This window comes from Geodermatophilus sp. SMS 5-13, from assembly GCF_059428245.1.
The window spans coordinates 5,230,991-5,246,328 of the sequence record NZ_CP165729.1; the positions used below are offsets into that span (position 1 = coordinate 5,230,991).

Consider the following 15,338-nt stretch of genomic DNA (forward strand, 5'->3'; position numbering starts at 1 on the left):
ACGTCTCAGCAGGTGAAGGCCCCACGCCGCATGGGTGGGTGAAACCGCAGGTCAGAATAGAAACCCCGATCCCCCAGAGGCCCGGGGGATCCGTGCTTTAGACGGTGCTGGCCTCGGGGTTTCCCTCGGTGTTATCCGGCACAGGGGCACGGGCCCGCCGCACGTAGCGTACGGCGGGCCCGGAGGTCAGAGCTCGTAGACCTTCAGGACGTCGTCCCCGTAGTGGTTGATGACCTTGACCGCGATCCTCCCCGTCGACGGCTTGGGGAAGGGCTGGCTCACCGTGCTGTTCAGGCTGGCCCACGCGTCATGGTCGATCTCCGCTCGCAGCCACTTCTTGAGACTCTCGTAGGGGTTGTCCGCGCCCGTGAAGTAGGCGTGGCGGACGAAGAACGAGTCACCGTTGTAGTTGCTGTCGATGAACCAGCATGCGATGTCGTCCGTCGTGTGGGATCGCACCGCCCCGGTCGTGGGGTCGAAGACGTCGATGCCGTGGATCTCGACCTCGATCATCCCGTCCGCCTCGGCCGGTCGAACCGTCACGTCCGGTTCGCCGAACACCATGAACAGGTTCCCCGCGCCGGTGTTCTTGAGCAGCGTGTCCCCCATCGCCAGGTCGGGGTTCATCCGCACTAGCAGGACCTGAACCTTCCCCATGCGGAGGGCTGCCTGCTCCACCGCGAACTCGGGACTGTCGGCGGTGCCGGGCCGGAACTCGGCCGCGACCTCGCCGGCACGTGAGTCGAAGGCGAACCCGCAGACCAGCAGGAGGTCGAAGCCCTCCCCACGGAGCGCCTCGCGTGCGGCCTCCTTGATCTGCTCGGGGCCGACCGTCCCGTACTGCGGACCGAGGCTGACCGCGACCCGCGACGCCTCTCCATCAGCAGTGAGGTACTCACCCGCGGCCTGAAGCCAGCGCCCGGCGTAGGCCTCGAGCCGGTCAAAGGTGAGACGTTCCTGCTTGACGGTGTTCTGCACGCCTGCCTTGCGGAGGTGGCTGAGCACCATGTCCTCGTATGAGCTCTCGGCCTGCCCGGCGGGCATGCGTTCAGCCGCGGGCCTCTCTTCGGTGGGACTGACAACCGAGTGGGGCGACAAGGTCTCCACCGTGAAGCGGCCAGCAACGCGGACCTTCTTGGGGTTCACGTAAGGCTGGTCACGCAAGACCTCGAAGTCCGCATGCCGAGTGACGATGCGGTCGATCTCCTGCCGGCTCATCCCGGGTTCGATCGCAGAGTTCTGGGCGATGTCGCGCAGTTGAATGTGTGGGATGCGCCTGTGGACGAATCCCCTCTTGATGTCGTGGCTGAAGGTGGACGGCGGCACGAAGTGCTCATTGATCGCGCCTTCCTGCGCCGCCCCTTCCGGGGAGTCCGCGAGCATGTAGTCCGGGAAGCGCATTCCCATCAGCCGAGCCCTTGCCAGTGTCACGGCAACCCGGGACGTGTCCGTGGTGATCCAGCGGCGTCCCCATTCCTCGGCGACGACGGCAGTCGTGCCGCTCCCACATGTGGGGTCCAGCACCAGGTCTCCGGGGTCGGTCGTCATGAGCATGCAGCGCTGGACTGCGGTGGTCGAGGTCTGCACGACGTAGACCTTCGGGTCCGAGCGGCTCTGAACGCCTCCGATGTCGGTCCACGAGTTCGTCAGCGGGAACGCCTCGAAATCGTCGAGGAACCGCACGTAGCTCAACGAGTTCCCCGTGGGATGCACCCGCTCTGCGGCGACAAGCCGCGCCATCCCTACTTCGTTCGTCTTCCAGCGACTCCGCATCGTCGGCGTGTACTGCCGGCCCTCGATCTCGACCGGGAACCAGGAGGCAGCACCCTCGCCCTTTTCGCGACCCATGCTCTGAGAGGTCAGGTTGTCCAGCCTGAAGGCGCGAGCTCCCGGCGGCAGTGAGAGCGTCCGCTTCTCCTGGGGGGTCATGGAGCGGCGGGTGCCGTCGGGCAGTTCCACCTGGTCGTACTTGCCGGCGCCGCCACCACCGAGCGCCTTCTTCTGGTAGAGCCTGCGGAACTTGACCTCGGTCTTGTCCTTTGCATACCAGAGGATGTAGTCGTTTGTGCCGGGCAGCAGGTCGCCAGTAGCACCACCGGTCTTCGAATAGGTGATCAGTCCACAGAAGTTGTTGGCACCGAAGACCTCGTCGAGGACATTCCGTACCACGTGCACATTCTCGTCGCCGATCTGGACGAAGACACTGCCCGTCTCGTTGAGGAGCACGTGCGCTACCTGGAGACGGTCTCGGAGATAAGCGAGATAGGAGTGGAGTCCGTCCCTCCAGGTGTCGCGGAAGGACTGAATCTGCTCAGGCTGCCGGGTGACGTCAGCCGTCTTCGTGTCTTGGACGTCACGGGAACGCGTGCTGACCTGCCAGTTGGACGAGAACTTGATCCCGTACGGCGGATCGAGGTAGACCATCTGCACCTTGCCGGCCAGCCCTTCCTTTTCGGCAAGGCTGGCCATGATCAGCAGACTGTCGCCGAGGATCAACCGGTTCGCCCAGTTCGCCTCGTGCCGGTAGAAGTCGACAAGTTCGAATGAGTCGAGGCCGTCGAAGTCGTTGAAGAGGCTGAGTTCGGGTTCGGCTTCACCCGGAGGTGCAGTGGTGCGCAGGTTCTCGATGATCGCCCGCGGCTCGATCTTCTCCTGGATGTAGATCGGGACCGACGGCACCTCGAATGGCCGGGTGTCCTGTTCGTCCTTCCCGCGCCAGATGAGCTGCGGGTCGGCGGAAGGGTCGCGCGGATACAGAAGCGGCCGCCCATACGCAACCTTCTGCGGCTCCCTTTGCTCCTCGGTGACGAAGTCAGCGAGGTCCGCGGTTGGGATGTTGGGCCGCTTGTCGGCGTGCTGCACCGACTCGACGGGCACGGGGCCGGGCGCAGCGGCCCGCTGGATCGGTGGCATCAGTGCGTCTCCTCGGGTTCACCGGTGCGGACCCGCTGAACGATCTCGGTCATCTGACGAAGGGCGACGTTGGGATCGGTGATCTCGGCGAACGACCAGCGGCCGTACTGCCCGTCGCCGTTGACGGAAGGGCACCACAGGTTGCGGGCTGCGGCCGTCTTGGCCTGCTTGTCCTCGCGCCCTTGACCGGACACCTCGACGATCAGCGTGGTGGGGCCCCAAGAGGTGTCGACGCGGACGAGGAAGTCTGGCTCGTAGCTGTGCTGCTCGCCCTCATGCGTGTAGGGGATGAAGAAGCCGAGGCGGTCGTTCTTGCAGTAGCTGATCACGCCCGGCGTGGCCTCGATGGCCTTCGCGACCGTCTGTTCCCATCCCGAGTGCAGGGTGACGTGGGTGATGTGGCAGCGGTCGGGCTGGGTCTCGTAGGTGCGCCGGGTCGTGTCGAAGGAGACGTCCGCTGTGGAACCAACGGGGTCAAAGGACCGGTAGACCGGGAGCAGCCGCGGCGTGCCTCGGCTTTGGCTGGTGCCACGCACGATGGCCTGGTAGATCCGCTCGGCGGCGTCGGCCTTCTTCTGGTCCAGCATGACCATGCCGGGGAACGTGTAGTCCTTGCACTCCAGCCAGTACTCGAGCCAGTCGCGGACGATCGGCAGCAGCTGTGGGAAGAGCCACGGCCGGTCGTTGCCGGCTTCGTCGCGGAGCCGCGCGAACACGGTGCGGGCGAGCTCGTAGACGAGTGCCTGCTGTCGCACGGCCTGCAGGTCGGCCAGCGTGTGGACCTCCGCCTCGCCGACGACGCCGCGCACCGTGGTCTCGGTGGGCACGTCGTTCACGGTGAGCACCAGGCGGGAGTCGTCCTCGAACTCAGCCGACAGCCGAGGATCAGGAAGGTCGTAGCGGTAGGCGACCACCCGCGGGAAGGCAATCTGGAGGGCGGCCCGCTCCGGAAGGGCGCGGACGTGGGCGACCGGGCGGACGACGGTCTGACGCCCGGTCTTGCCGGTGGTGGCGATGAAGGAGAACGGGACTCCGTAGACCTCGGCGTACTCCGCGGTGAACAGGCCGGTGTCCTCGTCGATGGCGTAGGACCGGCGGCGGAGGGCGCGGCCGACGACCTGCTCGCACAGCAACTGCGTGCCGAACGCACGGACACCGAGGACGTGGGTGACGGTGTTCGCGTCCCAGCCCTCGGTGAGCATGGAGACGGAGACGACGCAGCGAATGCGCTCGCCCAGCTTCCCCGGCTTGCCGACGGTGTTCATGACCTCGCGGAGGAGGTCCTCATCGGTGAGGGCGTCGGCGTCGCGGCCGGGGAACCGCGTGCGGTACTCGGCCTTGAACTCCTCGATCTCCCGGGTCGCGATCTTCTTGAACTCCGGGCTCATCGCCTCGCCGGACTCCAGCTGCTGGGAGTCGACGAGGATGGTGCGCGGGCGGTCCCGCCACCCGCCGCGTTCGTCGTCGTTGCGGAACAGTGGCAGGCCGCCGCTCTGGACGACCGGGCGGTCGAAGCCGGGTAGCTGCTTCTCCCAGCCGGCGATGTAGTCGAAGACGCGCTTGGAGACGGCGGTGTTGTTGCAGACGACGATGAACACCGGCGGCGTGGCGCCGGCGATGGTCGGGTCGCTGGCTTCCCAGTCCCGGAAGGAGCGCTCGTAGTTGCTGTACAGGCTGTGCAGCGCGGCCTTCAGCTCGTCGGGCAGCACCGGCTCATCGCCGTCCGCGTCGGCGCGCCGGCCGCGCTTGGGCAGCTGGTCGCGGATGTGCACCCACAGGTCCCGGAAGGTGGGCATGTCGGCCGGGGCGGCGTTGTCGTCCACTGGCAGCCGGGGGATCTTCACGACACCGGCCTCGATGGCGTCGATCAGCGAGAAGTCGGAGACCACCCAGGGGAACAGGGTCCCCTCGCCGTAGCCGGAGCCCTTGAGGAAGAACGGCGTGGCCGAGAGGTCGTAGATGCGGCGGATGCCGTACTTGGCGTGGACGGCCTTGAGCCCGTTGATCCACTGGTGAGCCTCACGGGCCCGGGCGGCTGCTTCCTTCTTCTCCTCGCCGGTGAGCTTCTCCTGCTGGACGTCCACCTCCGGGACGGCCGGCCCCTGCCAGCAGTGGTGGGCCTCGTCGTTGAGGACGACGATGTTGGCCTTTCCTCCGCTGCGGTTGGCCAGGTCGCGGCAGACCCGGCGGGCCATCTGCTCGGGCGTCTCGGTGAACGGGCTCGGCGCGTCGCCCGGGTTGAGGATCTCCTTCGCGAGCTTGCCGGCGTTGGCGCCGGCGCCGGTCTCGCGGAGCCCGAACTGGTGGAAGTTCACGATGGCGACGCGGGCGCGCTCGATGCCGGCCCGGAGGTCGGGCGGCACGAGGTCCATCGCGTCGTAGTAGTTCTCCGGGTCCGACGGCAGTAGGACGCGCAGCCGGTCGCGGATGGTGATGCCGGGCGCGACGACGAGGAAGGCGTCGGAGTAGGACCGGCTGCCGGGGCCCATCGGGTTGGCCGCCTTGTTGCAGGCGTGCCAGGCGATGAGCATGGCCATGACGAGGGTCTTGCCGGAGCCGGTCGCCATCTTGTGCGCGATGCGGGGCAGCCCGTCGTTGAACGTCCCGTTGTGCTCGCGCAGCTCGTTGCCGAAGGAGGGGTCGGTCTTGGACGCGACTTCGGTGAGCCAGATCGCCGTCTCCAGCGCCTCGACCTGGGCGAAGAACAGCGGTCGTCCGCGGTCCGGGCGTGTCCAGTGCGCGAGCAGGGCCTTGCTGGTGTTGCTGGCTCCGGCGTAGCGCTGCTTGCGCCAGATGTCGAGCTTGCCGCGGATCAGGTTGACCTGGTCGTTGGTCTTGAGCCGGTCCTCTGTCCAGTCCAGCGCGAGGGACAGCTGGCCGGAGCGGCGCTGCGCCTGGGGGACGGGCATGAAGTACTGCGAGGGCCGGCGCTTTCCGACGATCTCGTTGGTGATCCCGTCGTCGTCGAACCGGAAGTGCCTTCCGGGCTCGACATAGGGCGAGTTCAGGATCGGGTTCTCGATCACCCGGTCGACCACTGTTGTTGCCACCTCGCCCCGTACCGCAGGTTGCGGAATCGCTACTATCGGTGGGAACGCTAACCGCTGGGCGGCCGGTTGCCACGCAGCGGCTCTTGAGGCCGCCGCGCCGGACCCCGCCTCTGGCGGTTCACCTCCTTCTTCGGCTGATTGGTCGGGCGCGTCTGCGTGTCCGGTCGGGCCGGCCACTGGGTGCTCTGTGGAGTTGTCAAGGAACTGCTGGTGGACGGTGCGTGGGGAGCGCCGGTGCGCAGTCGGTCAGGCGGCCCGGCGGAACCGCGGCGTGGCCGGCCGGGGACTGGTGGGCCTGGGCAGGTCGGTGGTCAGCAGCCGCCGGGTGCGGTGCTCGGTCTCGCCGGTCAGGGCGAGGGCGGCCTGGCGGTCGCCACGGTCCGCCGCGACCTGCGCGGTGTAGAGGCTGACGCTCTTGGCGGTGATGTCGGCCAGGTGGTAGAGCCCGGCCTTGACGAGGATGCCGTCGATGACCCGCTGGGCGCTCATGGTGGCCTGCTGGCCGCCGGGCTGGTGGCCGCCGCCGTAGCTGATCCGGGTGGCGGGGTCGAGCTCTCCCCCGGCGGCTCGCGCGAGGGCGGTGAGCTGCCGGGTGATGATCCGGCTGCCCCAGTCGTCGAGCCGGCCGGTGCGCGCGGCGCGCAGCTGTCGCTGCGGGAGCTGGTCGGTGGCGTGGGCGGGGTCGTAGGGCAGCGGGATCGTGCGCGTCGAGCCGGGCAGGGCGAAGCGGCTGGGCGCCTGGGGCCGGTTGAGGTCGCAGACGCGGACGCCGGTGGTCTCGCCGGGGGTGGCACCGCCGTCGGCGAGGGCGAAGGTGGCCGCACCCTGCAGCGACCGGGGACGGCGGGCCGCGGCGGTAGCGACCAGGCGGCAGAGCAGCATCTCGTCGGCGGTGAAAGGCCGGAAGGTGTGCATGGTGCGGCGCGCGGCCAGGACCGGCATGGTCGCCAGGATGGCGTCGAGGTCGCCTCCTGCGGTCAGCTCCGGGCTGGCGAGGAGCGCGGCGAGCAGGTTGCGCTGGCGGTGCAGCCGGTGCATGTCCTCGCTGCCCGGGTGGCAGTCCGTGACGGTCAGGGGGCACTGAGCCTCCCGCAGCGAGCGGGTGTCCTTTGTGGTCGGCTTGTACGGGGTCAGCGGTAGCCCGGTGAGCTGCTGCAGGGCGGCAGTGAGGTTGGCGCGTACGTCGCGAAGGGTGGCGTAGCCGTATCGGGTGAGGGCCTCGGCGAGCTGCTGCAGCGCCGCGGGCAGGTGCTCGCCACCGATGGGCAGCAGCTGCTCGTTCCGCCAGGTGGCGAGCGTGAGCAGCGCGGCGTCGCCCAGGGCGAGGTTGTCGGTGTTGGGGATGTGGCGCGTAGCGGCAGGCATGTCGGTCTCCGTCCGAGAGGGAACGGAGGCGGACCGTCCGCGGAGCGGAGGCGTCGGCAATCACCGCGGGTGAAGTCCGGCGAGAGTGTCGTCGCAGGTTCTCGGCGTCTCCGACATGCGACACAGTCCGGGAACGACGCCGTCCCATGAGCGACACCAGCCGTCAGGGAAACGCCACCCCGTGTTCGAGTAGCGACACGGCCCGGCGAGTTGCAGCCGAGCGACCTTTCGGTCGATGCGGCGCGCTACGTGGGCTTCTTGACGCCGAGGCCCGTCAGGCTCGCCTTGACGATGGGCAGCGAGTCCTTCTCGAAGCCCTCCTCGCGTACGCGGAGTCGATGAGGCAGCGGGCGCTCACCTTCGGATTGGCCCTCGACGGTGCCGTCCGGCCGCCGGTTCTCGTCGGCCTTCACCTCCAGCAGGCCGTAGTGGTCGAGGTAGCGGTGCGCGCTGTAGGTGTCCGGCGAGATTCCGTACCAGCGGATGCGCGTCTCGCCGTCCAGAACCACGTACTCGTCCGCCCGCCACGGGCGGATGCCGGCCGGCGGGAACACCGTTGCTCCGTGTGCGAGAACGGCGAGGAGAAGCACCAGCTCGGAGTCGGACAGCACCATGTGCCAGCCGTTCGTGAAGAACGTGACCGGCAAGCTGAAGACCTGTTCATGCAACCGCGGGACGCGATACATCACCTTGCTCGGCTGGGAGAGGTCTCCAGCCTCGTCGAGTGGAATGAACCCCTGGTACTTCTCGCGTCTCCGGTGCGCGTTGGGGAGGTCCAGGAGCCGGACGTCGTCAGAGGCGAGCCGGTTGAGAGTCGCTGCGATCTGGCGCACCCGGTTGTCCTCCGTGGACGTGAGCGTCCGCCGCACACCGGGTCGTCGTTCGGCCGGCACTGCGAGCACGTCCGACCAGGGCCGCAAGCCGGTCGGGTCACTCGTCCGGATCAGCACCGGTCGGTTGTTCGCGGGGGCGCGACCGGGCCGCGTCGTGGTCTGCGCGATGAACAGGATCGTCAGGTAGGTCTCCAGAGCCGAGCCCCTGGGAGAGATGAGCCGTGATGCCGCCGGGCGTCGTCCCGGTGGCGGGCGCCTGCGATCGCTGAAGGCGCCGTCCGGGAGGGGCTTCTTCAGCTGAGCGAAGGAGCGGCGCACGAGCACGCGGCTCGGCTTCAGTCCGCCGCTCTTCCACTCGTCCATGAGGGCGCTGCAGACGTTCGTCCGGAGCCGCCGGTCATCGAGCTTCTTCAGGCGCTCGATCCGGGTCCAATGCCGTTCCTCGACGGTCATCTTCGGCAACTCGGCCCCTTTTCCGACCCCTCTTCCTGAGCCTCCATTCCTGTCCGTGCTCCGCGTTGAGGGTTCGGAGACTCATCGCAGCGCCGGACAGGAATGCCCGTGCTCACACGGTACCAGTGACCTGCCCCGGAGGCGGCACGCTGGGAACGGAGCTGACGGGCATCGGACGGAAAGGCGGGTGATGGTCATGAAGCTCGCCGACGTGGGCACCGCCGCCGGGGCGCTCGGCACGGTGGGTGCAGCACTCACCACGGTCGGAACCGCCGCGGGAGTGGTTGGTCTGGTCGTGCTCTCTGCCCTCGGTCTGCTGCTCGTCCTGTACCTCGCGGTCGCCGTCGCTTCGTTGTGGGCGCCTCCCGAGAGGCACGATCAGATGATGGCCGTCCTTGACCGCCTGACCGCGTTCGTATCAGCACTGCGCGGAGGGCAGGGGACAAAGGAGTGACGGCCCGAGCCGCTGCACCCCGGCCGCGCCGGTTCGCGGTCGACCTGCAGCCTTGATCGTCTTCGGCCTGTGGACAACGCCGCGGAACTGCACGAGTTGCGTGCCAAGCTGACCCCGGTGCCCGGCCGGGCCACGTGCCGCGGCCCCCGGCGGCGAGGTCGAGGACTGACCGTCCCGGCGCGGGTGCGCGTCCCGAAGGGGCAGCCGGAAACCCCGAAATGAGACGGCGCCGAGCACATGGCGGTCACCCTTGCTCTGGTCAGCGGGGCGATCGGGTCCGGCAGGCGCCCGAAGAGGAACCCGGCCACCTTGCGCCCGCAGGTGAACCGGTCGCTGGTCAGCCCGACTGACGCAGCGGGTACGGGCTGATGATCGTGGCCGTCCCCGGCTGGAGGTCGCTCTGGAACGGCGTGCTGCTGACCGTGCCGGTCGTGGTCTCCAGGAGATGGGGCTGACCGAACTTCTTCGTGGCTTCCAGGACATCCAGAACGGGGTACTTGCGCCGCTCTGCGTAGATCCGCGCGACCTCACGGTGCGCAGGGTCGGGAATGTCGATCTCCTTCGGCTCCCGGAAGTTCGTCTCGCACAGCGCCTGCACGATGCGCCAGCCCTCATAGAAGACCTGCATGAAGCTGCCATCGTGCGGGACGGGGCACACCACGAGGTTCTTCTGCTCGTCGATTCGGACGGCATCCGACTTGCCGGAGCGGGTGGGAACGACGGCGATCCGGAGGCCCGGCGCCGCCTCGAGGTGGTTGGGGTTGATCTTCACCGTGGTGCCGACCCAATGATCGGGACTCGGTGAGCCCAGGAACAGGTCGGCCTTCCACAGGCCGCGGATGCTCTGCGGCAGGTTCGGCCGCGTCGTCGGCCGACGGAACGCGGCGGCCAGGGTGTTCAGGTGCCGCTTCAGCTTCACCGGCTGCCCCTGCTTGCCGGACAGCACGCGGGACTGGTCGGTGACCAGATCGAACTCCGTCGAGATGAGCTGCTTCGCCCCCTGCTTCTCGATGGCGAAGAGGATCGAAGCCGGGTCACCGGAGATACGGCACTTCTGCAGGGCGTCCACCACGCGTTCGGTGACGGCCGCCTCCCCGTGGTGCACGGCATCGTGAACGGCGTACTCGAACGCGACGCCGCAGTCTCCGTCCCCCTCGGCCCGCAACTTCCCGAGCATCTTCAGCGGGACAGTGCTCCGGTCGTTGTCGTACGCGTCCAGGTACTCCGACCCGATCGACTGGAACACGCCGGCGATGATCGGGCGGGTCACGGCGACCAGCGCGCTGACCTCGTCGGCTACCGGCGCAGCCTGCCGCTCCCCACGGACCTCCACGTCTGACCCCTCATTCCTTCGGCGGCGTCTTCGCCTCGTCGGACTACCGGCTCAGCTTCGTGCATAGCCCGGTGCGCCGCTCCGGGGGGTGTGTCGCTAACCGGACGACGTGTCACTTCGTGGACGCCCGTCGCCGTGTCGCTCGCTGGACGACGCGACACTCCGACCGGATTTCACACCGTGGCAGGCAGGCGACCGCCAATGCCAACGGCCGCCGTCCCGGATGGGGCGGCGGCTGTTGGGGATGGCCTGCGGGTGGTGTCAGTACGCGCCGGCGCGGACGGCGCGCTGGTGGGTCTCGGCGTCGATCATGTGATGGACGCAGAGCATGTCGAGGGTCTGCACCATGCCGTCGGGGGTGGAGGCGCGACCGTGGTGCTGGGTGGTGGTCTGCGCGGTCTGGTTGACGCTCTCCGACAGGTTGCGCTGGTTGGCGGCCTTGAAGCCGGGGTCGCGGCGCGAGGGCACCCGGACGTTGTCCAGGGCCCGCTGGTGGCGGTCGCGACGCCGGGAGTCGCGCTGGGTGCGCTGCGGGTACCAAACGCTGTGGTGGTCGAGGCCGCCGTGCGGGCATGGGACGTGCCAGTCGGTGTGCTGAGCGATGCTGCCGTCGGCCAGTCGCTCCGCGGTGCTGCGCCGCGGGGTGCAGCGGGCGGTCTTGATGCCGTTCTCGACCACCCACAGGGCGCCGTCATCGGCCCACAGCTCCGGCTCGCACGCGTGGTCCGCAGCGTCTGCAGTGACGGTGCCGTACGGGTAGCGCTTGCCGTTGACGGCGTCGTAGCCAGCCGTGGTGGCGTAGAGGTTGATGCCCAGCGGCAGCGGCGCGTCCTGCTCGATGAGCGTGCGCGCGGTGGTGCGCATCAGCGCCTCCAGCGTGGCCTTCTCGACGGTCAGGCCGGCCGTGGCGGCGATCTGCCGTGCCTGCCATTCCAGGTAGTCCCGGGCCCGTTCGTGGTCGACGCTGCTGGCGGCGTTCTCCCGGTTGACGGCGCTGACGCCGTGGAGGGCCATCAGCCGGTGCCGGCGCCAGCCGGTGACCACGCGGTCGTAGTCAAGGAACCGGAACCCCTCGCCGATCTCGGCGACCAGGGCGTCGATGAAGGGCTGAGCGCCGTCGATTTCGGCACCGAGCTCGGCGACCGAGCCGAATCCGACGGTGCCGAACGGCGTCCACGTGTAGAAGCTGATGAAGTTGATCCCGTCCTTGCCCTTGTGGTCGGGGACCTTCGTCGGGTTGCGGCGCATCTGCTGGTAGCGCACGCGGTGCGGCGCGCTGGCCCGCGTGTGCTGGTAGCCCCACCGGCCGACCTGGCCGGCCGGGTCGGCGCGGATGCGGCTGTACTCGTCGATGATGGTGCCGTCACCGATGACGGTGAGGGACTCGTCGGGGTCGGTGTAGTCCCAGGGCTTGGTCGGGTCGAACCAGCCGTACAGCTTGGCCTGCGCGACGGCGACCTCCATAGTCCGGGCCTGCATCTCCTTCAGCGCGTCGGCATCGGCGGCGACCCTGCGGTAGAGCTCGTCGGTCACCTGCGCGGACGGCACCTCCACCGGAAGCCACTCGCCGAAGGTGTCGAAGTGCGCCTGGCGGGCCGCCTCCCAGCCTGCGCGGTCCGCGGCGCGCGCGGCGTTGACCGTGCCGCGGGCCAGGCGCGCGCAGACCTTCATCGCCCACAGCTGGCGGTTGGGCCACTTGCGCGAGGCGCGCATCGGGTACACCTCGTCGAGGATGTCGTCGAACTCCACGATGCCCGGCCAGGCGAAGACGCCGGCCATGTGGTTGGTGAAGTCATCGGGCCGGGCGATGTGCCCGGACAGGTGCTTGGTGCGGATGGAGCGGGGCACGGCCTTCTCCCGGTGCGTGCAGGTTCGATGACCTGTTCACGCTCGCCGAGCGGCCGGGCCGTTCGCGTCGCCCGCAGACCCGATTCGTACCTCCCCCGAACGCCCCACAAGCGTGGAGCGTTCGGGGGAGGTACGGGCGCTCAGGCCGCCTGCTTCAGCGCCGGCCGCGGGCGGTCAGCGCGGCCTTGTAGGCGAGGCGCAGCAGCGCGAAGCAAAGTACGTCGACCCACCGTCTGCCTGTCCAGATTCCGACATGGGTATGCCGTCGGGAACCCAGTTCAGCTGCATCGCGCTTCCCCTGCGAGCTATCCAACGAGCTGCGCGAAACGGCTCCAGTCCGTGTACTCCCAGTCCCAGCGTCGACACACGCGTTCCCGGGGGATGTTGTCCTTGAGCGGATCCAGCAGTGCGAGCTGTGCGGTTGCTCCGTCACCGATCACGATGGCCAACAGGTAGCGCGCGGAGGCCCCGACCATCAACGCCATCTCGTTGTTCGTGAGGGCGAAGCGGCTGTCGCGACTGTCGACTTTCTTGACCTCAACATGGACGGGCATGCCGTCGGACATGGTGCCGTTGAGGTCGTAGCCGACGTTCTGGCGGCTGACGTCCGTGAGTTGCCAGCCCTGGGCATTCAGGAAGTCCAGGACGGCGGTCTCGGCGGCACGCCAACGCTGGATGGCGCCTGCGAACGAGGTGGCTCGTTGCATAGCCTGTTGGCCCGCTGGCCGGACAGTCTCAACTGGTTTCACCGCTGGGGCGGGCGGTTGCTGCTTGCCTACGAGTGCCTGTTCTCGAGGTGTCAGGGACCGCCCTTGCGCGCGGGCGGTGGCCATGACCCGGGTGGCCAGGTGGCGTCGGGTCTCCTCGGTCAGCCGGGCGTCGTCTACCCGTTCAAGCAGGTCCTCGGTGCGAAGTGTCTTGGCGCCGAAGACGGTGCGCAGCGCCCGCGCCTCGGAGGCGAGCTGCTCCGTGTAGATCGCTGACGGGGCACCACCGGGAAAGACGACGGCGAGGTCCTCGGTGGCCAGGGGAACCTCGCTGAATGCGAAGGGCAGCGGAGCTGCGGCCAGCTCGGCCTTGACGGCGGCGAGAACGGCACCGGCTACGGATCCATCCCCGCCGATGGCCACAGTCCGCAGATCTTCGCCGTGCAGGAGAAGTTCCCAGAGTCTGTCTCGCACGCCGTGGCCGTCCCGGAGTGCACCGGCGATGAGGCGACCCACCCGCCGTAGCACCTCGCGGGTGCTGGAGTCAGACAGCACGGCGTGTGTGCGTGATGGATCGGTGAGGAGGTCCCCCGACGCGACGACGGGGATGCCCAGTTCGTCCTCGAGGGGGAGGAAGCAGGCCAAGCGCCCACGCACACCGGTAAGGCGCTCTGCAAGTGCGTTGGCCGGCACCAGAACGACCGTGTCGCCGTCGGCGAGGCGGTGGAACTGAGCCTCGGCGCCGTCCACGACAAGCCGGACGGCTGCGCCGTCGTCCTGTCTCTCCCAGCGCTGCACCCCCGCGGGCCGGAGGATCGTGACCTCACGGACATGCCGGAGAAAGGGCAGTCCCAACGGATCCAGCGCCAGTTGTGCGGCCTCAGCGACGTCTTGCAGCGTGATGGTGAAGTCGGCGCCGTCCTGCACGGCCGCGGCCTGCACGGAGGCTGGGACTCGCAGCAGCGGCACGGCTCGGTTGTCGCGGACTCCGAGTGCATCGGCAGCCAGCTCCCGGTCGAAGATGAGGGCCATCCCGTTGGATGTGACGGTGACACGGGAGGCCACCGCTGCCACGGCCTTGAACCCGATACCCCGGTACCCGATGCTGCCGCCGTCGCGTTGCTTCGTAGAACTGGCGCTGCGGCATAGCGCCTCGACGTCGGCCGCCTCGAACGGACGACCGTTGTTGCGCCAGACCACGATGCCCGGCTTCCGCAGATCCACTGTCACGGCCGAGGCACCGGCGTCATCGGAGTTTTGCAAAAGCTCGTACAGAACGCGCGCGCGGTAGGTCTCGGCCAGCAACGTCTCCAGACGAGCCATCTCACCGAAGAGCCCAGGCGCCTGCTGATGTTCCTGAAGCAGCTGCGCGCGCAGGGTCAATGCCGCCTGTACCAATGCCGTCATCCGACGGGGTCCGTCATCCGGACAACAACCCGTGCCGGAGTGCCAGCGAGGTCCTCCAGGTCCGTAGAAGTGCCCACGACCAGGGTGGGCAGCCGTCGCGGCACCTTGCCACCCTCGGCGACCGTCACCCAGCGGTAGTTCGACAGTGTGCGGTTCTCGATCAGGAAGCCGGTCTCGTCGTAGATGCTCACCGAGACATCGGGTGCCTGGACGACGAAGTCCTCCTGCTCGGCCATCGGGGCATCCGCATCCCCGAAGTAGTCATCGGAGTCGATGGCGTCGACCAGCAGCTCCTCTGCGCTGCCCAGGGTGAACTGAGCTTGCATTGTGGCCTCGAGCTTGTCCTCATCCCGAACCCGCGCCGTCAGTTCACGCACTTCGGTTCTCACCGACTTCCTGGTGGTCTGGTCCAGGAACTCGATCGAAACGTCCCGCCAGGCTGCCGATGGCCTGGAATGCCACCCGTCGATCTCCTCCCAGTCCACCGCACTGATGTGCACGGACAGGTCCCCGGGCGCGTAGGCGAAGGTCGAGTACCACCGATCCATGCTCTCGGAGATCATCTTGGGAGCACGCAGCTCCTTCGCCTTCATCCCGGTCGTCACGGTCTGGTAGCTCATCAGCGGACCGCGCTGCGCAGAGCGCAGTTGCCAGACGAGCTTCGGCAGGTAGTCGCTCTCAGAGAGGTTGGTGGCGTTGTATCGGTCACGCCAGTCGTCCGGATGGAAACGTAGTTCGCCGGCCACCGTCACCATGTTGGAGTAGTGCGACTGTCCGATCCGTTCACGGACGAAGCGGGCCTGGAGACCTACCGCCTCCCACCCCAGCAAGGACAGTGCGACCTCGTCGATGTCGACCGAGATGGACAGGACTTCCTTCGTTGGCATCCGCATCCTCTGAGAACGAACCTGGTACGAATCCAACTTCGGCAGATGGCGTAGGCGGTTGAGCTGAGCACTGAGCAGCCTGCTCATC

General features: G+C 68.2%; 9 protein-coding genes. 1 reads left to right on the forward strand and 8 read right to left on the reverse strand.

Going from position 1 to position 15,338, the window contains the following annotated elements; translation table 11 throughout:
* Positions 1-186: 186 nt before the first annotated feature.
* The 4 genes from AB3388_RS25340 to AB3388_RS25355 all read right to left on the reverse strand — a co-directional run bounded on the left by AB3388_RS25340 (position 187) and on the right by AB3388_RS25355 (position 8,614).
* Positions 187-2,913, reverse strand: coding sequence for a site-specific DNA-methyltransferase (locus tag AB3388_RS25340; protein WP_495408088.1), 2,727 nt, complete (start codon positions 2,911-2,913; stop codon positions 187-189).
* Complete coding sequence (locus AB3388_RS25345) at positions 2,913-5,951, reverse strand: BPTD_3080 family restriction endonuclease (RefSeq protein WP_495408089.1); 3,039 nt, start codon at positions 5,949-5,951, stop codon at positions 2,913-2,915. The genes AB3388_RS25340 and AB3388_RS25345 overlap by 1 nt, the downstream gene beginning before the upstream one ends.
* Before the next feature lie 258 nt (positions 5,952-6,209).
* Complete coding sequence (locus tag AB3388_RS25350; protein WP_495408090.1) at positions 6,210-7,328, reverse strand: hypothetical protein; 1,119 nt, start codon at positions 7,326-7,328, stop codon at positions 6,210-6,212.
* 245 nt (positions 7,329-7,573) lie between these two features.
* Entirely contained in the window at positions 7,574-8,614 is a 1,041-nt protein-coding gene (locus tag AB3388_RS25355) for a hypothetical protein (protein ID WP_495408091.1), read from the reverse strand.
* A 196-nt stretch (positions 8,615-8,810) separates the two neighbouring features.
* On the opposite strand from AB3388_RS25355, the gene AB3388_RS25360 reads away from it, so the two are divergent.
* Positions 8,811-9,068 (forward strand): hypothetical protein, encoded by a 258-nt coding sequence (locus AB3388_RS25360; protein ID WP_495408092.1) that lies wholly within the window; start codon positions 8,811-8,813, stop codon positions 9,066-9,068.
* Positions 9,069-9,405: 337 nt separating this feature from the next.
* Here AB3388_RS25360 and AB3388_RS25365 read toward each other — a convergent pair whose 3' ends face one another.
* From AB3388_RS25365 to AB3388_RS25380, 4 genes are all read right to left on the reverse strand, one after another.
* On the reverse strand, positions 9,406-10,401 hold the full coding sequence (locus tag AB3388_RS25365) for a hypothetical protein (RefSeq protein ID WP_495408093.1): 996 nt from the start codon (positions 10,399-10,401) through the stop codon (positions 9,406-9,408).
* Positions 10,402-10,662: 261 nt separating this feature from the next.
* Positions 10,663-12,249, reverse strand: coding sequence for a hypothetical protein (locus AB3388_RS25370; RefSeq protein ID WP_495408094.1), 1,587 nt, complete (start codon positions 12,247-12,249; stop codon positions 10,663-10,665).
* 305 nt (positions 12,250-12,554) lie between these two features.
* The gene (locus AB3388_RS25375) at positions 12,555-14,363 is read right to left on the reverse strand and encodes a sacsin N-terminal ATP-binding-like domain-containing protein (protein WP_495408095.1); all 1,809 of its coding nucleotides are present in this window, start codon (positions 14,361-14,363) and stop codon (positions 12,555-12,557) included.
* A complete protein-coding gene (locus AB3388_RS25380) occupies positions 14,360-15,337 on the reverse strand; it encodes a hypothetical protein (protein WP_495408096.1) in 978 nt (325 codons plus the stop codon). The genes AB3388_RS25375 and AB3388_RS25380 overlap by 4 nt, the downstream gene beginning before the upstream one ends.
* Position 15,338: the final 1 nt, after the last annotated feature.

Bases quoted from the DNA above. Each gene is read 5' to 3' on its own strand.
- AB3388_RS25340 (WP_495408088.1), bottom strand. From the start codon at position 2,913: ATGCCACCGATCCAGCGGGCCGCTGCGCCCGGCCCCGTGCCCGTCGAG.
- AB3388_RS25350 (WP_495408090.1), bottom strand. From the start codon at position 7,328: ATGCCTGCCGCTACGCGCCACATCCCCAACACCGACAACCTCGCCCTG.
- AB3388_RS25355 (WP_495408091.1), bottom strand. From the start codon at position 8,614: ATGACCGTCGAGGAACGGCATTGGACCCGGATCGAGCGCCTGAAGAAG.
- AB3388_RS25360 (WP_495408092.1), top strand. From the start codon at position 8,811: ATGAAGCTCGCCGACGTGGGCACCGCCGCCGGGGCGCTCGGCACGGTG.
- AB3388_RS25375 (WP_495408095.1), bottom strand. From the start codon at position 14,363: ATGACGGCATTGGTACAGGCGGCATTGACCCTGCGCGCGCAGCTGCTT.
- AB3388_RS25380 (WP_495408096.1), bottom strand. From the start codon at position 15,337: ATGAGCAGGCTGCTCAGTGCTCAGCTCAACCGCCTACGCCATCTGCCG.